The sequence below is a fragment of the Leifsonia sp. Root112D2 genome, from assembly GCF_001424905.1.
Classification (GTDB): Bacteria; Actinomycetota; Actinomycetes; order Actinomycetales; family Microbacteriaceae; genus Root112D2.
On record NZ_LMCU01000001.1, the window covers coordinates 2,048,201 to 2,067,630 of the forward strand.

General features: G+C 65.4%; 21 protein-coding genes. 14 read left to right on the plus strand and 7 right to left on the minus strand.

What is annotated here, in order from left to right; all coding sequences use genetic code 11:
- Positions 1-140 precede the first annotated feature (140 nt).
- Positions 141-881 (plus strand): hypothetical protein, encoded by a 741-nt coding sequence (locus ASC63_RS09510; protein WP_055812395.1) that lies wholly within the window; start codon positions 141-143, stop codon positions 879-881.
- An 85-nt stretch (positions 882-966) separates the two neighbouring features.
- Here the strand turns inward: ASC63_RS09510 and ASC63_RS09515 are convergent, their stop codons facing one another.
- From ASC63_RS09515 to ASC63_RS09525, 3 genes are read right to left on the minus strand one after another with little or no spacing between them, the layout of a single operon-like run.
- Positions 967-1,701, minus strand: coding sequence for an ABC transporter permease (locus ASC63_RS09515; RefSeq protein ID WP_055812409.1), 735 nt, complete (start codon positions 1,699-1,701; stop codon positions 967-969).
- Positions 1,698-2,447: an ABC transporter ATP-binding protein gene (locus ASC63_RS09520; RefSeq protein WP_055812411.1), complete on the minus strand. Its 750-nt coding sequence runs from the start codon at positions 2,445-2,447 to the stop codon at positions 1,698-1,700. The genes ASC63_RS09515 and ASC63_RS09520 overlap by 4 nt, the downstream gene beginning before the upstream one ends.
- An 8-nt stretch (positions 2,448-2,455) precedes the next feature.
- Positions 2,456-3,127, minus strand: a complete 672-nt coding sequence (locus ASC63_RS09525) for a TetR/AcrR family transcriptional regulator (protein WP_235492073.1) — start codon at positions 3,125-3,127, stop codon at positions 2,456-2,458.
- Positions 3,128-3,263: 136 nt separating this feature from the next.
- On the opposite strand from ASC63_RS09525, the gene ASC63_RS09530 reads away from it, so the two are divergent.
- On the plus strand, positions 3,264-3,830 hold the full coding sequence (locus ASC63_RS09530) for a LemA family protein (RefSeq protein WP_055812414.1): 567 nt from the start codon (positions 3,264-3,266) through the stop codon (positions 3,828-3,830).
- A gap of 12 nt (positions 3,831-3,842) precedes the next feature.
- The gene (locus ASC63_RS09535) at positions 3,843-4,754 is read left to right on the plus strand and encodes a M48 family metallopeptidase (protein ID WP_055812417.1); all 912 of its coding nucleotides are present in this window, start codon (positions 3,843-3,845) and stop codon (positions 4,752-4,754) included.
- Positions 4,755-4,757: 3 nt separating this feature from the next.
- Here ASC63_RS09535 and ASC63_RS09540 read toward each other — a convergent pair whose 3' ends face one another.
- Positions 4,758-5,966: a winged helix-turn-helix domain-containing protein gene (locus ASC63_RS09540; protein ID WP_055815264.1), complete on the minus strand. Its 1,209-nt coding sequence runs from the start codon at positions 5,964-5,966 to the stop codon at positions 4,758-4,760.
- 191 nt (positions 5,967-6,157) lie between these two features.
- Between ASC63_RS09540 and ASC63_RS09545 the strand changes: the two genes are divergently transcribed.
- Genes ASC63_RS09545 through ilvA form a run of 6 tightly spaced genes read left to right on the plus strand, consistent with a single transcriptional unit; the run spans position 6,158 to position 12,684 of the window.
- Positions 6,158-7,270: an ABC transporter substrate-binding protein gene (locus tag ASC63_RS09545; RefSeq protein WP_200936831.1), complete on the plus strand. Its 1,113-nt coding sequence runs from the start codon at positions 6,158-6,160 to the stop codon at positions 7,268-7,270.
- 36 nt (positions 7,271-7,306) lie between these two features.
- Entirely contained in the window at positions 7,307-8,251 is a 945-nt protein-coding gene (locus tag ASC63_RS16505) for an ABC transporter permease (RefSeq protein ID WP_442915056.1), read from the plus strand.
- A complete protein-coding gene (locus ASC63_RS16510) occupies positions 8,248-9,087 on the plus strand; it encodes an ABC transporter permease (protein ID WP_055815270.1) in 840 nt (279 codons plus the stop codon). Before ASC63_RS16505 ends, ASC63_RS16510 begins: the two co-directional genes overlap by 4 nt.
- Positions 9,084-10,142 carry an ABC transporter ATP-binding protein gene (locus ASC63_RS09560; protein WP_055812419.1) on the plus strand — a complete coding sequence of 353 codons (1,059 nt, stop codon included), beginning with the start codon at positions 9,084-9,086 and terminating at the stop codon, positions 10,140-10,142. The genes ASC63_RS16510 and ASC63_RS09560 overlap by 4 nt, the downstream gene beginning before the upstream one ends.
- Before the next feature lie 4 nt (positions 10,143-10,146).
- Entirely contained in the window at positions 10,147-11,370 is a 1,224-nt protein-coding gene (locus tag ASC63_RS09565; RefSeq protein ID WP_055812420.1) for an AI-2E family transporter, read from the plus strand.
- Between the two features lie 54 nt (positions 11,371-11,424).
- Positions 11,425-12,684 (plus strand): threonine ammonia-lyase, encoded by a 1,260-nt coding sequence (ilvA, locus tag ASC63_RS09570; RefSeq protein WP_055812421.1) that lies wholly within the window; start codon positions 11,425-11,427, stop codon positions 12,682-12,684.
- On the opposite strand, the gene greA is transcribed toward ilvA, so the two are convergent.
- Positions 12,675-13,160 (minus strand): transcription elongation factor GreA, encoded by a 486-nt coding sequence (greA, locus tag ASC63_RS09575; RefSeq protein ID WP_055812423.1) that lies wholly within the window; start codon positions 13,158-13,160, stop codon positions 12,675-12,677. The genes ilvA and greA overlap by 10 nt on opposite strands.
- A gap of 81 nt (positions 13,161-13,241) precedes the next feature.
- On the minus strand, positions 13,242-13,637 hold the full coding sequence (locus tag ASC63_RS09580; RefSeq protein ID WP_235492076.1) for a DUF4307 domain-containing protein: 396 nt from the start codon (positions 13,635-13,637) through the stop codon (positions 13,242-13,244).
- 173 nt (positions 13,638-13,810) lie between these two features.
- On the opposite strand from ASC63_RS09580, the gene mca reads away from it, so the two are divergent.
- Together mca and ASC63_RS09590 are read left to right on the plus strand one after the other, a co-directional pair.
- Complete coding sequence (mca, locus tag ASC63_RS09585) at positions 13,811-14,689, plus strand: mycothiol conjugate amidase Mca (protein ID WP_235492086.1); 879 nt, start codon at positions 13,811-13,813, stop codon at positions 14,687-14,689.
- The gene (locus tag ASC63_RS09590; RefSeq protein ID WP_082487460.1) at positions 14,686-14,997 is read left to right on the plus strand and encodes a hypothetical protein; all 312 of its coding nucleotides are present in this window, start codon (positions 14,686-14,688) and stop codon (positions 14,995-14,997) included. The genes mca and ASC63_RS09590 overlap by 4 nt, the downstream gene beginning before the upstream one ends.
- On the opposite strand, the gene trhA is transcribed toward ASC63_RS09590, so the two are convergent.
- Positions 14,998-15,732 carry a PAQR family membrane homeostasis protein TrhA gene (gene trhA / locus ASC63_RS09595; protein WP_055812430.1) on the minus strand — a complete coding sequence of 245 codons (735 nt, stop codon included), beginning with the start codon at positions 15,730-15,732 and terminating at the stop codon, positions 14,998-15,000.
- Positions 15,733-15,794: 62 nt separating this feature from the next.
- On the opposite strand from trhA, the gene ASC63_RS09600 reads away from it, so the two are divergent.
- The 3 genes from ASC63_RS09600 (at position 15,795) to ASC63_RS09610 (ending at position 19,415) form a co-directional block, all read left to right on the plus strand.
- Positions 15,795-16,574, plus strand: coding sequence for an isoprenyl transferase (locus ASC63_RS09600; RefSeq protein ID WP_055812431.1), 780 nt, complete (start codon positions 15,795-15,797; stop codon positions 16,572-16,574).
- A 54-nt stretch (positions 16,575-16,628) separates the two neighbouring features.
- A complete protein-coding gene (locus ASC63_RS09605) occupies positions 16,629-17,744 on the plus strand; it encodes an aminotransferase class V-fold PLP-dependent enzyme (protein ID WP_055812434.1) in 1,116 nt (371 codons plus the stop codon).
- 339 nt (positions 17,745-18,083) lie between these two features.
- On the plus strand, positions 18,084-19,415 hold the full coding sequence (locus ASC63_RS09610) for a PhoH family protein (protein WP_055815272.1): 1,332 nt from the start codon (positions 18,084-18,086) through the stop codon (positions 19,413-19,415).
- Positions 19,416-19,430: the final 15 nt, after the last annotated feature.

Sequence of the window (19,430 nt, forward strand, 5' to 3'; positions counted from 1 at the left end):
GCCTTTTCGCTTGTCCCCCGAAGAAGTGTCACTTTTTCGCGAACGTGGGTATTGACGGCGCCGCAGTGCGCTGAGAACATTGCTGACGCCCCTCAAAGCTGTGAAGTTACTGAGAATTACTCATCTAGCAGAGAGTTCCGATGATGATGAACCGCCTCAGCACGAGCCCCCCGCTCTCGCGTTTCGCGAAAGCCGCCACCAAGCTGGCCGGGGGAGCCGTCGTCGCGTCTCTCGTGATAGCGGGCACCACCGGTGCCATTTCCACGCAGGTCGTCGCGCAGCAGCAGTCCGTACGCAGCCAGGCGGTTTCGCACATCGACGCCAGTCATCGCGCGAGTGTCGCGTCGCTGCGCGGCGCTGTCGCCGCCGGGGCACTGAGCGCGGCACGAGACACCGCGACAGCTGAGCTCGGCCGGGCGGCGGGCATCCTGGCTTCGAGCGCGGGCAAGGCCGCGGCGCAGGGACGCGCCACGCTGAGTGCGGGTATTTCCACCGTGACGGCAACGCTCGCGAACTCCTCGGCCTACCAGGTGACGAGCGCGGTCATGTCGCTGCGCGAGAACGAGAAGGCCGTCACCGACTCGGTTACGGCCTGGCAGAAGGCCGAGGACGCGCGACTCGCCGCGGCGGCAGCGGCCCACGCGGCCGCCGTCGCGGCTCAGGAATACACGAACGCTCGCGCGTCCGCGAGTTCGACAGCGGGCTCCGCGGCGGGCTCGTCCTCGAGTTCATCGTCCTCGGCGCCTCGTGCTGTCACCCACTCGGCATCCACCGCCTACTACGCGCCCGGTGTCTCTCACACACGCCCGTCCAACGACCCGTGCGGGCCGTGTCCCGGCGCCACCCTGGTTCTCATCGAAGGCTACTGGGGCTGCCCCTGACGCTCGGCGCGTCGCTCAAGGATTCCGCCGTCTCCCGTCCGACCACGGGAGGCGGCGGTTTTACGTCGTAGGCCCTCTAAGGAATTCAGGGTGTGCGCCGGTTCAGGGTGATCGAACCAAGTGCGATGGCGCCCACTGCGAAGGCACCGATGATCAACAGCTGCCCGCCGATCCAGGCCGCGTCGTGCGAGTCGGTCGCCACGGCGTTGAGCGCGTCGATGGCGTGGGAGAGCGGCAGCCAGTCGCTGATGATGTGCAGGGCATCCGGTAGGGAATCACGCGGGAGAAAGATGCCGCCGAGCAGAATCTGTGGAAAGACGAGGGCCGGCATGAACTGCACCACCTGAAACTCGGTGCGGGCGAATGCACTCGCCAGCAGACCCATCGTGGTGCCCAGCACGGCGTCGACGACGGCCACCGCAAGCAGCAGCCAGACTGAGCCGTTGATCGTCAGACCGCACACCCACACGGCGAAGCCCACGGCCACCGCCGATTGCGCAATGGCGAGCACGGCGAAGGCCAGCGTGTAGCCGAGTATGAAATCGGCTTTGCCGAGCGGCATAGAGAGCAGCCGTTCAAGGGTTCCGGTGCGGCGCTCGCGCAGGGTTGTGATGCTCGTGACCAGGAACATCACGATAAAGGGAAACAGCGCCAGCATCGCGGGCCCGATCGTGCCGAAGACCGGGGTGTCGGTGAAGATCCAGGCGATAAGACCGATCAGCAGGCTCGGCACCACCACGAGTAACGCGAGCGTGCGGGGATCGTGTCGTACCTGGCTCAGCACTCGGCCGGCGGTGGCCAGGGTGCGCCCGGCGTTCATTCGGCACCCGCTTGTGTTGCGTGCCGCGGATGCCGGGCTATCAGCTTCAGGAACGCGCCTTCGGCATCCGTCGCACCGGTCTCTTCCAGCAGTCCAGCGGGCGTCGCGTCGGCGAGAATCTCGCCCTCGCGCATCAGCAGCAGGCGATCACAGCGGGTCGCCTCGTCCATCACATGGCTGGAGACGAGCAGGCTCGCACCGGCGGCAGCCAGCGCGGCGAAGAGATCCCAGAGTTCCACGCGTAGCACGGGATCGAGCCCCACGGTGGGCTCGTCGAGCACGAGCAGTTCGGGTGTGCCGAGCAGGGCGACGGCGAGAGAGACCCGGCTGCGCTGCCCGCCCGAGAGCTCGCCCGCCAGGCTGCCGGCAACGGTGCCCAGGTCTGTTTCGGCGATCACTCGGTCGATATCGCTCTTCGGGGCGCCGAGCACACGGCGAAAATAGGAGAGGTTCTGCCGCACCGTGAGGTCATCGTAGACGCTCGGCGACTGGGTCACGTAGCCGACGCGGTGTCGCAGCGAGCGGATGCCGGCCGGCTGCCCCAACACCGTAACGGTTCCGCCCGTCACCCTCTGCACTCCCACGATGGAGCGCATGAGTGTGGATTTGCCGCATCCGCTCGGCCCCAGCAGCCCGACGACCTGGCCGCGCGGCACCGTCAGGTTCAGCCCGTCAAGCACGGGGCGACGCCCTCGGCGCACACGGAGCCCGCGTGTTTCGACGACGACATCCGATTTATTCATCATGTGATGAATTATTCGCTTGTGACACCGGTCGTGTCAAGGGTCGGGTGATCCGTCAGGCCGAAACCGGTCAGATGCCACTGGATGACGGGCCCCACCCTCCGCACGACCTCATCGACCGGCGCGCTCGCGAGCGGCTCCACTTTCAACGCGAATCGCACGACCATGAGACCGACGATCTGGGAAGCGGCAAGGGTGGCGCGCAGTTCGGCGTCCTCGCCCCCGGCCGCCTGCGCGAGGCGAAGAAAGACCTCGCGCACCAGGAACTCCTTGAACATTCGTCGGGCGGGCCCGGTGCCGAGCGCCGCACGCAGCAAGGCCACAATGCGGGTCTGTGCCTTGGGGGAGTCGAGCTGCTCAAGCAAGAAACGCACGAGGTTCGCACCGATAGCCTCAGGCGGGCCGGCAAGCACACCCTCGAGTAGTTTGTCCGGGCGCATTGGAGCGGCCATGACCTCGGCGAAGAGCTCGGCCTTGTCGCCGAAATAGTGGTGCACGAGCGCCGCATCCACATCGGCTCTGCGTGCTATCGCGCGCAACGAGCTTGCGTCGTAGCCGTGCTCGGCGAACTCATCGGCGGCTGCTTTCACGATCTTCGATCGACCGGATGCCTCGGGCGTGCGATTCGCAGCCCGAGGCCGACCTCGCCGTCGGGGCGGCGTCGGTGCTCCCGCATCGCTCATGTTTTCGAGCCTACTGCGCACGTCGGCGCAGGGTAGTTGCTTTGAGTGTGGTGGGAACCCGGTGGGAGCGCGGTATCGCGTCGATAGTATTGAGGTCACAGTAATCTGCGCGTACTTTGCAACCAAGGAGTTCTCCATGGAATGGCTCGTCCCGGTCATCATCGTTGTCGTCATTGTGGCGATCATCGGAATCTACCTGTGGGCTACCTACAATTCCCTCGTCACGCTCAACGTTCGCGTCGACGAGGCGTGGAGTGACATCACGGTGCAACTCAAGCGGCGCGCAGATCTGATTCCCAACCTGATCGAGACCGTCAAGGGGTACGCGGCGCACGAGAAGGGCGTTTTCGAGGCCGTCACCAAGGCGCGGGCTGAGACGATTTCCGCGCAGGGGCCGGCAGACGCATCCGTCGCTGAAAACCACATGCAGAGCGCGCTGAAGAGCATCTTCGCCGTTGCCGAGGCGTATCCGCAGTTGCAGGCAAGCCAGAACTTCCTGCGCCTGCAGAGCGATCTCGTCGACACCGAAGACAAGATTCAGGCGGCGCGCCGCTTCTACAACGGCGGTGTGCGTGAGCTCAACACGAAGATCAAGGTGTTCCCGAACAATGTGTTCGCCAAGCGCCTGGGCTTCACCGAGCGGGAGTTCTTCGAGGTGGCCGACCTGGCTGCCATCGCAGAGCCGCCGCGCGTGCAGTTTTAGCATCAGGCGCCGATGTACAGGGCCATTGCGCGCAATAAGCGCAACACCGTCTTCATCATCATCTTCTTCCTGATCTTCATCGGGCTGCTCGCCTGGCTGGCGAACCTCGCATACGGTGGCGGCGGATATGGAATCTTCATCACCGTTCTGGTGATCGCGGTTCTCTACGCATGGGTGCAGTACTACTTCGCGAGTTCGCAGGCCGTCGCCATGTCGGGTGGCGTCGAGATACAGAAGGCCGACAACCCGCGGCTGTGGAACGTGGTCGAGAACCTGTCGATCACGACGGGTACCCCCATGCCCAAGGTCTACATCGTCAACGATCCCGCGCCCAACGCGTTCGCCACGGGTCGCGACCCGCAGCACGCCGTGGTTGCCGCCACCACGGGCCTGCTCGACATCATGGACGACGCCGAACTCGAGGGTGTCATGGCGCATGAGCTCGGGCATGTGCGCAACTATGACATTCGGGTCTCGATGATCGTTTTCGGCCTGGTCGTTGCCATCGGCTTCATCGCGGATATCTTTCTGCGCATGGCGTTCTTCGGTGGCCTCAGCGGCGGTCGCAACAACAACAACAATGGCGGCGGTGGCGGGGGAAACCCGATCATTCTCGTCTTCGGGCTCGCAGCCATGATCGTCGCGCCGCTGGTGGCCTCGATGGTCCAGCTGGCCGTCTCACGCCAGCGCGAGTATCTGGCGGATGCGACGAGTGCGATGACAACGCGGCATCCGGAGGGCCTCGAGCGGGCGCTGGCAAAACTCGCCGAGTACGGGCAGCCGATGAAACGCCAGAACTCGTCGATGTCGCACCTGTGGATTTCGAATCCGTTGAAGCCGAGCCTGATGGGGCGCCTGTTCAGCACCCACCCGCCGATCCCCGACCGCATCGCCCGTCTCCAGAAAATGGGCGGCAGCTTTTAAGGCTCAGCGACCGAACTGCGCGCGCAGCGCGGGTGCGAGCGTGCCGCGGTCGGCGACGGTGACCTCGCCAAGGCCCTGCCAGGCCGCGGTCGTGCGCAGCAGCGCCGCGAGTCGCTCCGCCGTCTCGGCTGGCGCGCCCGGTTCTGCCCAGACTGCCTGCACGCGCAGCACGCCGGCCTGCCTGTCGCTCTTGAGATCCACACGGCCCACGACGCGATCGTCGATGAGCAGCGGCAGCACGTAATAGCCGAAGACGCGTTTGGGCTGCGGTGTGTAGATCTCGATGCGATAGTGAAAGTCGAACATGCGCAAGGCCCGGTCGCGTTCCCACACCACGGGGTCGAACGGCGAGAGCAGCGCGGTTGCCTCGATGCGCCGCGGCAGCCGCGCATCCGGATGCAGCCACGCCGGAATCGGCTTGCCGTTCTTCTCCCAGCCGCGCACGGTCACCGGAATGAGTTCGCCGGCGTCGTGCAGTTCGCGGATGGCCGCGAGGGCCGGTGCCTTCTTGATGCGGTAATAGTCGGCAAGATCGCCGAGCGTTCCGATGCCGTGCGCGCGGGCCGAGCGGCGCAGCAACTCGCGCACGGCATCCGCCTCGGACACCTCTCGGTTGAGAATCTCGGCGGGCAGAATCTGCTCGGCCAGGGCGTAGCGGCGTTCGAAGCGGTTGCGCCCGGCGGTGGTCACCTCGCCCCAGTAGAAGAGCGTCTCAAGGCCGATCTTCACGTCGGACCAGCCCCACCACGGCCCGCGCCGCTTGTTCGCGTCGTGTTCGATCTCGCTCGCGGCGAGGGGACCCTTGTCGGCGAGCTCGGCCCGTAGCCAATCGAGCATCGGTGCATTGGAGCGCGCCCAGGTATCGCGCCCGTTCATCAGTTCGTGTCGGTAGTAGTCCATCTTCCAGCGCATGAGCGGCCACGTCTCCACCGGTATGAGCGCCGCGACATGGGCCCAGTATTCGATGTAGCGGCCGCCTCCGGTGAACGTCAGAGCGTCGAGCGCGCCCTTGTCGTAGGCGCCGAGGCGCGCGAAGGCGGGCAGATAATGGCTGCGCTCGAACACATTGACCGAGTCGATTTGCAAGAGATTGAGGCGATGCACGAGCGCGTTCAATTGTCGGGTGCCGACGGCGGGAGGATGCGGCCTGCCGAAGCCCTGCGCTGCCAGCGCCACCCTGCGTGCGAGCGCCCCCGATATCGTCTCAACCATCGCAATCGACACTAGCCGCAGCCACCGACTTTCATCCGTACGCCGCCTGTTCATGCTCCGGCTACCGGAACGCCGCTCGACGGTCGCGGCACATCCGTAGCCTTCCGATGACCGTCACTTCCGGTACCCCACTGCCCGCTCACAGCGCGGGCGGCCGGTCTGCGGTCTTTCATGGAGGAACAGTGTTCAGAATGCGTTCTGTGGCCGCGACCATCGCCGTCGCGTCCCTCGCGGCCTTCGCCCTCAGCGGCTGCGCATCCGGCCCCGCAGCGGCTGACACCGCCGGTGTCAACGCGAAGACCGCCAGCAGTGCGGAGGCCTTCGGCGGCGTCGACAAGCTCGTTGCGGCAGCCAAGAAGGAGGGCGCGCTGAACGTGATCGCCCTTCCCGAGAACTGGGCCAACTACGGCAAGATCATCGCCGCGTTCACGGACAAGTACGGCATCACGGTGAACTCGGCCAATCCCGATGGATCCAGTGCCGACGAGGTCAAGGCCGCCGACGACAACAAGGGCCAGGACACCGCGCCCGACGTCTTCGACCTGGGCGGCGCCGTCGCGCTCGCCAACACCGCGAAGTTTGCACCATACAAGGTGGCGAACTGGAGTGACATCCCCGAGGCCAATAAGGAGTCGACGGGCCTCTGGGTCAACGACTACACGGGCAGCATGTCCATCGGCTACAACTCGAAGAAGTACCCGGCGCCCACGAGCCTCGATGATCTGCTCGGATCGAAATACAAGGGCGCCGTCGCCATCAACGGTGACCCCACCCAGGTCGGTGCGGCGTTCGCGGCGGTCGGTCTTGCCACCGTGCAGAACGGCGGCAAGCTCGACGACTTTCAGCCGGGCATCGACTTCTTCGGCAAGCTGAACAAGGCCGGCAACTTTCTGACTGTCGACCCCACCCCCGCCACCATCGCCTCGGGTGAGACCGGCGTCGTCTTCGACTGGAGCTACAACAATCTGGCCGCGGCATCCACGGTCGACGGGTGGAAGGTGACCACGCTGCCCGGCACGGCATACACGAGCTACTACAACCAGGCGATCAACGCGGATGCCCCGCACCCGGCGGCGGCCCGCCTCTGGGAAGAGTTCGTGTTCAGCCCCGAGGTGCAGAACCTGTACCTAGCGGCCGGCGCGTACCCGGTGACGTTGCAGGCGCTTGAGGCATCGAAGAAGGTTGACTCGAAGGCGCTGGCGACCGTCGGCGAACTGCCGAAGGACCTGGTGACGCCCACGCAGGCTCAGACCGACGCCGCCAATACGCTTCTTGCGGCGAAATGGGCCGCGGCCATTGGCTAACTCGCATCACTCGTCAAGCGCGGTCATGGCTCTGCCATGACCGCGCTTGACGCGCCACCGCGCCCCTCGGACGCCGCAGAGCAACACTCTCATCGGCGCTCGGGGGGCGTGCTCGCCCCGAAGGTGCGACAGCGCAGGCGGCTCGGTGCCTACCTGGGTTTGATGCCGTTCGCCTTCTACGTGGTGCTCTTTCTCGCGTTGCCCACCGTGCTCGCCCTGGCGACCGGATTCTTCGACGCGTCGGGGCGGTTCACCTTTGACAACATCGCTGTCCTCGGTGATGCGGTTGTTCTGAAGACCTTTGCCAGTTCCTTCTGGATTTCCGCGCTCACCTCTGTGGTCGGCGCCGTCGTCGGCGCCCTCATCTGTTACGCACTGATAGGCACCAGGGTCGGCGGCACTCTGCGGCTCATGATCGAATCGGCCTCGAGCGTGCTCGCCCAGTTCGGTGGCGTGATGCTGGCGTTCGCGTTCATCGCGACTATCGGCATCCAGGGGCTCGTCACGGTTTCGCTCAAGCAACTCCTCGGCATCGACATCTTCTCTGACGGAGTGTGGCTGTACCAACTGCCGGGACTGATTCTGCCGTACATCTACTTTCAGGTGCCGCTCATGGTGATCACCTTTCTGCCTGCTATCGACGGCTTGAAACCGCAATGGGCCGAGGCCAACGCCACCCTCGGCGGCAGCCGACTCACGTACTGGATGCGTGTGGGCGGGCCCGTGCTCGCCCCGGCCTTTTTCGGCAGCCTGCTGCTGCTGTTCGCCAATGCCTTCTCGGCATATGCAACGGCGGCGGCGCTGATCAGCCAGGGCTCCCAGATCGTGCCGCTGCAGATTCGCGGCGCGCTCGTGAGCGAGACCATGCTCGGCCGTTCCAACGTGGCCGGTGCCCTCGCCGTGGGCATGATCGTCGTGATGGTGATTGTCATGGGTGCGTACACCCTGCTGCAGCGCCGCACCTCCCGGTGGCAGCGGTGAGCGGGTCGCGAGCGGGCATCGCGCCGTCGCCGGTGGCCCGCTGGATCATTCTTGGCCTGATCGGGGCACTCTTTGCTGTTCCGATTGTCTCGATGGGGGAGTTCACGCTGCGCGACGGGCTCTCCGGCGGACACACTTTTGCCCACTGGGCCGCGCTGTTCGCACCCGACGCCGTGGCGCGCTACGGTTCGGTCTTCACCGGTCTCGGCAATTCGATCGTGTTGGCGATGGTCACCGTCGCCATCGTGCTCTTTCTGCTGCTTCCCACCATGATCCTGGTGCAATTGCGGTTTTCGGCGCTGAGACGCGTGCTCGAGTTCGTTTGCATCGTGCCCATTACCGTGCCAGCGATAGTGCTTGTTGTGGGGCTCGCACCGGTCTACGCCGTGGTGGCTCGCGTCTTCGGCAGCTCGGTCTGGACGTTGGCCTTCGCGTACGGCATCACCGTGCTGCCGTTTGCCTATCGCACCCTGCAGGCCAATCTCGGCGCGGTCGACGTGAACACGCTCGCCGAGGCTGCCCGCTCGCTTGGCGCGAACTGGCCCACCGTGTTGCGGCGCGCGATTCTGCCCAACCTGCGCCGGGGCATCCTTGCTGCGTCGTTCATCTCGGTCGCCGTCGTACTCGGAGAATTCACTATCGCCTCCCTGCTGAGCCGACAGAATCTGCAGACCGCACTGCTCGTTGTCTCCAAGAGCGACCCGTACGTTGCGGTGATCTTCGCGCTGATGGCCCTCGCCTTCGTCTTCATACTCTTGCTGCTGCTCGGAAGGGTCGGCGCGGTAGACGGCGCGGCGCATGAGCGCAGAGTTCCCAGAAAGAAGGCCCGACAATGACCGAGACCGGTGCGGATGTCGCCCTGCGCGCCATCGTCAAGAGCTACGCGGGCCAACGTGCGCTGCACGAGTTGAGCCTCGATGTGCGACCCGGCGAGTTCGTCGCCCTGCTGGGCCCATCCGGCTGCGGCAAGACCACCGCCTTGCGGGCGGTCGCGGGCCTCGAAGACGTGGATTCCGGCACCATCACCATCGACGGCCGAGACGTGACTCGACAGCCCGCGAACAGGCGCGACCTGGGCATGGTCTTTCAGGCGTACTCGCTCTTTCCGCACCTGACCGCGGCACAGAATGTGGAATTTGGGCTTCGGATGCGTCGGGTCGCGGCGTCCGACCGCCGCGCGCGTTCCGCCGAAGCGCTTGCCATGGTGGGGCTTGACGGCTTCGGCGACCGTTTCGCGCACCAGCTCAGTGGCGGCCAGCAGCAGCGCGTCGCGCTCGCCCGGGCGCTCGTGACGCGCCCGCGGGTGCTGCTGCTCGATGAACCGCTCTCAGCGCTCGACGCGAAGGTGCGGGTGCAGCTTCGCGACGAGATTCGGCGCATCCAGAGCGAACTCGGAATCACCACCCTGTTCGTCACGCACGACCAGGAGGAGGCCCTCGCGGTCGCCGACCGCGTTGCGGTGATGCGCGCCGGCAGCATCGAGCAGATCGGCACGCCGCAGGAGCTCTACAGCGCGCCGGCCACCGCATTCGTCGCGGAGTTCATCGGTCTGAGCAACCGTGTGCAGGGAACATCTGCGGCGGGAAGGGTGAGCGTGCTGGGGCGCGAACTGCCGCTGGCGAGGGCGGATGCCGGCGTCGGGCCCGTGCACGTCTTTCTGCGCCCCGAGAACATCGAGTTCGCCACCGAGGGGATCGCGGCGACGGTCGTGCTTTCCAGTTTTCTGGGTTCGATGCGTCGGACCCGCGTGAAGCTTGAGGATGGCACGCCCCTTATGGTGCAACACAGTGCACGGCACACCCCCGTGGTCGGCGAGCGTGTGCACGTGGAACTGGGTGGCGTTCCGGTCACGGTCGCACCTGTGACGCCCAGACCGACCACCATAGACTGAGCCGATGGGGAGCAACGAGAAGACTGCGCAGGGGACTTCCGACCGCGGGCGCCGTCATTTCTTCCGGCGCGGACACGACGTGACATCCGCTGAATCATCAGTTGAACGTGCGGTGCCGCCGGGCATGCGTATTGCCGGTGCGTGGTCGTGGCGGCTGCTGGTGATAGGCGCGGTGCTGGCGGTCTTCGTCTACCTGATCATTCAATTGCGTCTGATCGTTATTCCCGTTTTTGTCGCCGTGCTCGTCGCGGCGCTGCTGGTGCCCCTGGTAGAGATGCTGCGCAGGCATCGGTGGCCGCGCTGGCTGGCCATCACCGTCAGCATGCTGGTCATGCTGGTCGTCGTCGCAGGCCTGCTGTATCTCGCGATCTTTCAGATCCGGTCGGAATACGGCCACCTCAAAGAGCAGAGCATGACGGCCTATGACGACTTTCGTAGCTGGCTCACCACGGGGCCACTGGGGCTGAGCCAGGGTCAGATCGAGCAGTATCTGGCCGACCTGGGCAAGGCGCTGCAGCAGGACAGTCAAGTGCTCATCTCGGGTGCGCTTTCCATCGGATCGACGCTCGGCCACGTGCTTGCAGGTCTGCTGATAGCCCTCTTCGCCACGCTGTTCATCCTCATCGACGGTCGGGCGATCTGGATGTGGATCGTGCGCATCTTCCCCCGGAGGGCTCGTGCCGCCATCGATGGGGCCGGCCAGGCCGGGTGGAACACGCTGCGCAGCTTCGTGAAGGTGCAGATACTCGTGGCCTCCATCGACGCGATAGGCATCGGCCTCGGTGCCTTCTTCCTTCAGCTGCCGCTGGTGATACCGATCGCCGTGCTGGTGTTCCTCGGCTCGTTCATCCCGGTCGTGGGTGCCGTGCTGACCGGCGCGCTGGCTGTCTTCATCGCGCTCATCTACAACGGCTGGGTCGCCGCACTCATCATGCTCGGCGTCGTGCTTCTCGTTCAGCAGATCGAGGGGCACATCCTACAGCCGCTCATCATGGGCTCGGCGGTCAAGGTGCATCCCCTCGCGGTGGTGCTGGTCGTGGCGGCGGGGTCGATGCTCGCCGGAATTCCCGGGGCACTCTTCGCGGTGCCGCTTGCGGCCGTGCTCAACGTGATGGTGAGCTACATCTCCAGCGGCGAGTGGCGTGCGCATCCGGTCGGAGCCTATGACGCCAGGAACCCACAACTGTGGCAGACGGTTCCGCGACCCGGTCGGATGCCGCACAAGTGATGTTCGGCATGACGCATAACCGCAGCGGCATATTTGCGACCATAAACTGAGCGGGTGGCGAATACGATTCAGAAATCCGACAAGCCGGTGGTGGGGCCCAGCCTCACCGAGATCGAGGCCGCGCGCACCATCGTTTCCCGTGTGGCCGACGTTACTCCCATGGAGAGTTCGCGTTTTCTGAGCGAGGTTCTCGGCGCACCCGTCTTTCTCAAGTGCGAGAACCTGCAGCGCACCGGTTCGTACAAGATTCGCGGCGCATACAACCGCATGGCGCAGCTGAGCGCCGAGGAGCGCTCGCGTGGCGTGGTCGCGGCCTCGGCGGGCAATCACGCCCAGGGCGTCGCATTTGCCGCCCGTGAACTGGGAATCAAGGCCACCATCTTCACGCCCCTCGGCGTAGCGCTGCCCAAGCTGCAGGCAACACGCAACTATGGGGCGGATGTCGTGCTCGGCGGCAGCACCGTCGAGGAGCCGCTGCGCGCTGCGGCCGCCTTCGCCGAAGAAACCGGCGCGGTTCTCATTCCTCCGTTCGACCACATCGACATCATCACCGGCCAGGGCACACTCGGCCTCGAGATCCTCGACCAGGTTCAGGCGATGCAGACCATCATCGTGCCCATCGGCGGCGGCGGACTCATCGCCGGGGTGGCACGTGCCGTCAAGCAGAGCGCAGCCCGAGACGGCCGCGTCGTGCGGGTCATCGGCGTGCAGGCCGAGAACGCCGCGCCCTTCCTGCCCTCGCTCGCCGCGGGGCATCCCGTCGATGTCACCGTGCATCCGACGATCGCCGACGGCATAGCGGTCGGCAGGCCGGGCGAGCTCACGTTCGACATCATCAAGAATGAGGTCGACGAGATCGTCACGGTCAGCGAGGACGACATCGCGCGCGCGCTGTTGGTGCTCCTCGAGCGCGCAAAGCTCGTGGTCGAACCGGCCGGGGCCGTTGCCGTCGCCGCGATTCTTGCGGGAAAGGTGCGCGCGAACGGCGCGACCGTCGCCATCCTCTCAGGAGGCAACATCGACCCGCTGCTCATGCAGCGCGTCATCAGCCACGGGCTGGTGGCTTCAGACCGCTACCTCAAGCTGCGCATCCTGCTGCCTGACCGCCCGGGTGAACTTGCGCGCATCTCGACTCTGGTTGCGGATGCGAACGCGAACGTCGTCGAGGTGCTGCACACCCGCTTCGGTCGCGGCTTCCAACTCAGCCAGGTAGAACTCGAACTGAGCATCGAGACGCGCGGCACCGACCACAGCCGACAGGTCGTGCAAGCGCTGCGCGATGCCGGATACGACCCGATCTTCGACTACGAGTAGGTCTCGACCTTGTCGACCTTCACGGCTATCTCTTTGCCGTTGGGCGCGAGGTAGCTGGTCTTCGCGCCCTGCTTGAGGCCCAGGATCGCTTCGCCGAGGGGGCTCTGCTCGCTGTAGACCTTCAGGTCGCTGTCGCCGGCGATCTCGCGGTTGCCGATGAGGAAGGTCGAGGTGTCGCCGGCGATCGTTGCGGTGACCAGGGTTCCGGGCTCGACAATGCCACGGCTCGTGGGTGCCTCGCTGACCGTTGCGGTACGCAGCAACTGAGTGAGCTGCACGATGCGGGCCTCGATCTTGCCCTGCTCGTCCTTGGCTGCGTGGTAGCCGCCGTTCTCCTTGAGGTCACCCTCTTCGCGGGCCTCCTCGATCTTCTTGGCGATATCGTCTCGTCCGGCCGTGCTCAGTCGTTCCAGCTCTTCCGTGAGACGGTCGAATGCATCGCGGGTCAGGAAGCTGACCTGGGTATCCTGAGACATGCTGAACTCCTTCGCGCCAGTGGCGCACGACGGGGATAAAGGCGACGCCCCGACGTGTCCGTCAGGGCGTATCGCAATAGCTTAGGCCAGCCAGCAGCGGTAAATCAATCCCGAGTTGCTCAATTCGGTGGTTCTCAGCGTCTCCGTGTGCGCGGTGACGCGCTGTGTCGTCGCCGGATACGAGAACACCTTCCAGCCCACGATGGTGAACGTCTCATTCATGGCCTCGAGAGCACAATTCACCGGGGTTCCCGGTGCCACGTTGATGCTGAAACTCACACTCACGGTGTGCGCATCAACGATGGTGTGCGCGGTATCCGTGGCCTCGAGCGAGCCCGCACCATCATCCAGTCCGGCCCAGACGACCCACGCGGTGAACACCGCCACGAACGCGAGCGCGACGCCCGCGATCCACCAGCGATCGCGGCGGGAACGGGTGCGGCTGCGGCCATACCGAGAGGCGAGTTCGTCGGTCACGACCACCGGGTCACCTGCACGGATGTCTCCCGTTCGTATCGAAAATGGGCGGGCCTTGAGCGATTAGGCTTGAACCTCAAGAATACGAGCAAAATCTGGGAGTTCGCGACCTGCTCCCCGACGCTCGTGACGGTCCGTTCGACAGGGGACGGCGAGAGAATGGTGAGCAGCCGGTGACACAGCGACTGATGGCGGTGCATGCGCATCCGGACGACGAATCGAGCAAGGGCGCGGCGACGTACGCGTACTATCGCAGCCGCGGCGTCGAGGTCATGGTGGTGACCTGCACGGGCGGAGAGCGCGGCGATGTGCTCAACGAGGAGCTCGCGCACCGGGCCATGGCCGAACGCGACCTTCCCGGCCTGCGGCGGCAGGAGATGGCCGCGGCCCAGGCCATCATGGGCGTCGATCAACGCTGGCTGGGCTACATGGATTCCGGCATGGCATCCGACGACGGCACCGTTCCGGCGAACTCCTTTGCGGACATTCCCGTCGAGATCTCGACCGAGCCGCTCGTGCGCCTCGTGCGCTCCTTTCGGCCGCACGTGATGGTCACCTACGACGAGAACGGCGGGTATCCGCACCCCGATCACATTCGCAGCCACGTGATAGGCGTCGAAGCGTACGCGGCCGCGGCTGACCCCGCCCGGTATGCGGATGCCGGAGAGCCGTGGCAGGTCTCCAAGCTGTATTACGAGCGCATCATGAACTCGCGTCGCTTCACCAGCCTGTATGAGCTACTGACCCAGCACGAGCCGGAGTCGCCCCTGATAGCCCGCATCGAAGAGATGCGCGGCTGGATGCAGGACCGCCCGTATCTGGGTACCACCCAGGTGCCTGCCGGCGAGTTCTTCCAGGCCCGTGACGATGCGCTGCGGGCACACGCGAGCCAGGTCGCGCCTGACAATCCGTTCTTCTTCTGGCCCAACGATCTGCTGCAGCGCGCCTGGCCGTTCGAGGACTACCAGCTCATCGATTCGAAGGTGGAGACGACCATGCCCGAGACCGACCTGTTCGCGGGAATCGATGCAGAGGGCGGGGCGGGCGCATGATCGCGGATGCCACGCTGCGGCTTGCCGTGCTTCTCACCCCGCACTTCGCCGCCGATACGACGCCGCCTACGCCTCCGCCGTACGAGAATCCGGATGCCGTGACGCCGGGCGCCTGGGGCTTCGCGATCTTCGCTTTCGTGGCGATTCTGGTGATTGTGCTGGCGTTCGACCTGGTGCGTCGCATCCGTCGGGTGCGTTACCGCGAGGAGATCGCCCAGAAGCTCGATGCCGAGCAGGGGGAGCCGGCCGAACGCGGCCAGCAGGCCGAGCGCGGCGATCAGGGCGCCGGCCCGTCGGCCGGGGGCTAGCTACGCGTTGAAAGCCGGGTGCAGGCTGATGATCAGTGCCGCGCTCCAGTGGCACAGGAAGGCCAGCACCGTGAGCGTGTGGAAGATCTCGTGGAAGCCGAACACGCCCGGAATCGGATTCGGGCGCTTGGCTCCATAGATCACCGCGCCGACGGTGTAGAGCACGCCACCGGCGAGCACGAGCACCATCATGGCCACGCTCGCCGCGAGCAGATCGCCGATGTAGATGAGGGCGACGAAGCCCATCGCGAGATAGACGATCACATAGAGCCAGCGCGGCGCGCCGATCCAGAAGACGCGAAAACCGATGCCGAGAAGAGCCGCCGCCCAGATCACCCAGAGCAGCACCACGCCCTTCGCCGGCGGCAGCGCAAGCACGGCCAGCGGCGTGTACGTGCCGGCGATCAGGAGAAAAATGTTCGCGTGATCGATGCGCTTGAGCAGCATTTTCGCGCGAGGCTGCCAGTTGAAGCGGTGGTAGAGCGCCGAGTTGCCGAACAACAGCATCGAGGTGAGCATGAAGACGGCCGCAGCCCACTTGGCCGGGGCGCCGTGGGCGAGCACTATCAAAACAATGCCGGCAGCGATGGCTACGGGAAAGGTTCCCGCGTGAATCCAGCCGCGCCACGTGGGCTTCAGTTCCGCAGTGGGGCCGAGGTTGGTTTCGAGAAGTGGAAGGTGCCCGGGCTCGGTTGCCTGCGCATCCTCGGACACGGAATCGGGCTGTTCACTCATGCAGTAACACTACGTGAGATGCGTTTCTTTGCGGCCGGGCGCGCTAACGTAACGGTGTGAGTATGAGCCGATCGCCGCTGGGTCGTGGCCTTCTGTACGGCCTCTACCAAAAGCGGTTGCGCCGCAGCCTGAACGCGGATGCGATGCCCTGTCACGTGGCCATGATCATCGATGGCAACCGTCGCTGGGCGCGACAGCTGGGGCTGGAGAGTGCGGCGCATGGGCACCGCGCCGGTGCGGCCAAGATGCGTGAGTTCCTGACATGGTGCGACGATCTCGGCATACAGGTTGTCACGCTGTATCTGCTCTCCTCCGACAATCTGCAGAACCGCGAGAGCGACGAGCTCTCCGACCTCATCGAGATCATCGCCGAGCTGGCCGAAGATCTCTCGCACTTTCGCGACTGGCGCGTGCAGCACGTCGGTTCGGCCGTGGGTCTGCCGGAGCCTCTCGTGGCCGCGCTGACCGCAGCCCAGGCGCGCACGGCAGTCAAGAAGGGCCTGCACGTGAACCTGGCCGTCGGCTATGGCGGGCGCAAGGAGATCACGGATGCGATGCGCAGCATCGTGGCCGCCCACATCGCCGCAGGCGGCAGCATCGAGACGCTGGCCGAGCTGCTGACCCCCGACCTGATCGGCAAGAACCTGTACACCGGGGGGCAGGCCGACCCTGATCTGGTGATCCGCACATCCGGCGAGCAGCGGCTCAGTGACTTCATGCTGTGGCAGAGCGCGCACAGCGAGTTCTATTTCGTGGAGGCGCTCGGCCCCGACCTGCGCGAGGTCGACTTTCTGCGCGCCATCCGCGACTACACGACGCGGCAGCGACGCTACGGCGGCTGATCCAGGCACGGCACGCCGCGATCGGCACCTGTCAGAATGGGAAGGGAGGTGGCGATGACCACGATCGAAGAGTTCTCTGCCGGGTTCGTGGAAGAGCCCGGATACCTTGACTACGGCAAGGTCGGGCCGCTGTCCTCTCCGGTGATCGCGGAGATCAGCGCACACGTCGAGATTGTGAGCCGGGCACGCTTCGGCAGCATCGACCGACTGGCATCCGAAGACGAGCGGATGCGGCGGGCCGTATCGGCCGCCATCGGTTTCGCCCCCGAGCAGATCGTGTTCCAGCCGAACACGAGCACCGGGCTCATGCAGGCCATGTTCGGCCTCACGGGCGGAGTGCTGCTCTCGCAGGCGGAGTTTCCGAGCGTCACCTTCGCTGCAGTGCGCGCCTCCGAGGCGATCCACGCCGTCACGCCGATCTGGCTCGAGACCGACCATGGACGCGTAACACCCGGCCAGATTCGCGAGCAGATCACGGCGACGACCACCGCCGTGGCGGTAAGCCTGGTCGACTCGCGCACGGGATACGTTGCCGACATCGACGGCATCCGTCAGGTGATAGGCGACAGGCTGCTCATCGTCGATGCGATCCAGGGGCTGGGCGTCGTTGACGCACCGTATGAGGTTGCGGACGTGGTGGCATCCGGCGGTCAGAAATGGCTGCGGGCTGGCTGGGGAAGCGGGTTTCTCGCCCTCAGCGATCGCGCCATCGAGCGCCTCACGCCGGTCACGAGCGGGTTCACGGGCACCAGCGAGAAGTACCCGTGGGACGAGGTGACGCCACCGCTGGCCGCCGCGCGGGCGTTCACCGTCAGCAATCCTGATCTGGTGGCGGAGGCACGCCTCGCCGTTGCGCTCGAAGAGGTCGTGGCTGTGGGTGTGGAGGCGATAGCAGCCGCCGTCGCGGAGGGCGTCGATCACGTGATCGACCTGGCCGACGAGTTCGCTATTCCTGTGGCGTCCTCCCGGGACGTTTCCGAGCGTGCGGGAATTGTCGTTCTGCAACCGGAGCCGCAGGAGCTCACCATTCTCGCCGCGTCGCTGTTCAACCACGGAGTGAGCGTGACGGCAGGTGCGACGAGCGTGCGTGTGAGCGTGCACGCGGCAACGAGCGCCGAGACGCTGGAGATGGTGCGCCAGTCGTTCGTGTCGTTCGCCACGGCGCGGTAGACCTTTTCGCTGGTCGAGTAGCGCTCGACGAAGGAGGGCGCGTATCGAGTCATGTCCACCCGGTCTCGATACGTCGCAAGCGGCTACTCGACCACCGACGTCCGTTCACGTAAACGTAACCCGCACTGGGCGCGTGTCGTGTCGTTGCATCCGCGCATCCGGACGTAGCGTCGAAGCATCGGGTATGGCGCCCGATCGAGACGGCCACGTAAGTTCGTTTCGCTGACATAACATGGCCGACTCGCCGAAAGAATCCGGGGCGCGAAAGCGCACGGGGTGGGAGTCGTTGTGGCCGTATCAGTAACCCGACAGCCGGCACATCACGAGGGGAACGAGACCCTGCACGGGGAATCGAACCTGGAGGAGAGCCGCGTCGAGCAAACGGAACGTACGTACGTTCTGGACACGTCCGTTCTGTTGTCAGACCCGAGTGCTCTTTTCAGGTTCGCGGAGCACGCCGTGGTCATTCCTGTGATCGTGATCTCCGAGTTGGAGGGCAAACGCAACGACCCGGAGATCGGTTATTTCGCCCGGCAGGCCCTGCGCAATCTCGACGATCTGCGGGTGAAGTACGAGCGGCTCGACTTTCCGATTCCGATCGGCGATGGCGGTTCGCTGCGGGTCGAGCTCAACCACTCCAACATGTCTGTGCTGCCGAGCGGCATGCAGCTGGGCGACAACGACTCGCGCATCCTGGCGGTGGCGCAGAACCTGGCCAACGACGGGCTCGCGGTCACGGTCGTCTCCAAGGACATGCCGCTGCGTGTCAAGGCTGCGTCCATCGGCCTGCTGGCCGAGGAGTACCGCGCCGAGCTCGCAGTCGACTCGGGCTGGACCGGCATGGCCGAGATCACGCTGGGTTCGCAGGACATGGCGGATCTGTACGACGCCGAGACCATGCAGACCCGACTCGTGAGCGAGATGCCCATCAACACCGGGCTCGTCATCCATTCGGATCGCGGATCGGCGCTCGGCCGGGTGACCGGCAAACGCGAATTCAGGCTGGTGCGCGGTGACCGCGACGTGTTCGGACTACACGGGCGCTCCGCCGAGCAGCGGCTCGCGATAGACATGCTGCTCGACCCGGAGATCGGAATTCTGTCGCTGGGAGGGCGCGCCGGAACGGGAAAGTCGGCGCTGGCACTCTGCGCCGGGCTCGAGGCCGTTCTGGAGCGTCAGCAGCACAAGAAGATCATGGTGTTCCGGCCGCTGTATGCGGTGGGTGGCCAGGAGCTCGGCTATCTGCCGGGCGACCAGGGCGAGAAGATGAACCCGTGGGGACAGGCCGTCTTCGACACGCTCGGCGCGCTGGTGTCACAGAACGTGCTCGACGAGGTGGTGGAGCGGGGCATCCTCGAGGTGCTGCCGCTCACGCACATCCGTGGTCGCTCGCTGCATGATGCGTTTGTGATAGTTGACGAGGCGCAGTCGCTGGAGCGCAACGTTCTGCTCACGGTGCTCAGTCGCGTCGGGCAGAACTCGCGCGTGGTGCTCACGCACGACGTGGCGCAGCGCGACAATCTACGCGTGGGCCGGCACGACGGTGTCGCGTCGGTGATCGAGACGCTCAAGGGACATCCGCTGTTCGGCCACGTCACGCTGACGCGTTCGGAGCGCTCGGCGATAGCGGCCCTGGTCACCGAGATGCTCGAGTCGAACGAACTCGCCTGACCCACCCGCGTTAGC

Bases quoted from the DNA above. Each gene is read 5' to 3' on its own strand.
- ASC63_RS09510 (WP_055812395.1), top strand. From the start codon at position 141: ATGATGATGAACCGCCTCAGCACGAGCCCCCCGCTCTCGCGTTTCGCG.
- ASC63_RS16505 (WP_442915056.1), top strand. From the start codon at position 7,307: ATGACCGCGCTTGACGCGCCACCGCGCCCCTCGGACGCCGCAGAGCAA.
- ASC63_RS09525 (WP_235492073.1), bottom strand. From the start codon at position 3,127: ATGAGCGATGCGGGAGCACCGACGCCGCCCCGACGGCGAGGTCGGCCT.
- ASC63_RS09605 (WP_055812434.1), top strand. From the start codon at position 16,629: ATGACCACGATCGAAGAGTTCTCTGCCGGGTTCGTGGAAGAGCCCGGA.
- ASC63_RS09530 (WP_055812414.1), top strand. From the start codon at position 3,264: ATGGAATGGCTCGTCCCGGTCATCATCGTTGTCGTCATTGTGGCGATC.
- greA (WP_055812423.1), bottom strand. From the start codon at position 13,160: ATGTCTCAGGATACCCAGGTCAGCTTCCTGACCCGCGATGCATTCGAC.
- ASC63_RS09535 (WP_055812417.1), top strand. From the start codon at position 3,843: ATGTACAGGGCCATTGCGCGCAATAAGCGCAACACCGTCTTCATCATC.
- ASC63_RS09540 (WP_055815264.1), bottom strand. From the start codon at position 5,966: ATGGTTGAGACGATATCGGGGGCGCTCGCACGCAGGGTGGCGCTGGCA.
- ASC63_RS09545 (WP_200936831.1), top strand. From the start codon at position 6,158: ATGCGTTCTGTGGCCGCGACCATCGCCGTCGCGTCCCTCGCGGCCTTC.
- ASC63_RS09590 (WP_082487460.1), top strand. From the start codon at position 14,686: ATGATCGCGGATGCCACGCTGCGGCTTGCCGTGCTTCTCACCCCGCAC.
- ASC63_RS09520 (WP_055812411.1), bottom strand. From the start codon at position 2,447: ATGATGAATAAATCGGATGTCGTCGTCGAAACACGCGGGCTCCGTGTG.
- ASC63_RS09515 (WP_055812409.1), bottom strand. From the start codon at position 1,701: ATGAACGCCGGGCGCACCCTGGCCACCGCCGGCCGAGTGCTGAGCCAG.
- ASC63_RS09565 (WP_055812420.1), top strand. From the start codon at position 10,147: ATGGGGAGCAACGAGAAGACTGCGCAGGGGACTTCCGACCGCGGGCGC.
- ASC63_RS09560 (WP_055812419.1), top strand. From the start codon at position 9,084: ATGACCGAGACCGGTGCGGATGTCGCCCTGCGCGCCATCGTCAAGAGC.
- ASC63_RS09600 (WP_055812431.1), top strand. From the start codon at position 15,795: ATGAGCCGATCGCCGCTGGGTCGTGGCCTTCTGTACGGCCTCTACCAA.
- trhA (WP_055812430.1), bottom strand. From the start codon at position 15,732: ATGAGTGAACAGCCCGATTCCGTGTCCGAGGATGCGCAGGCAACCGAG.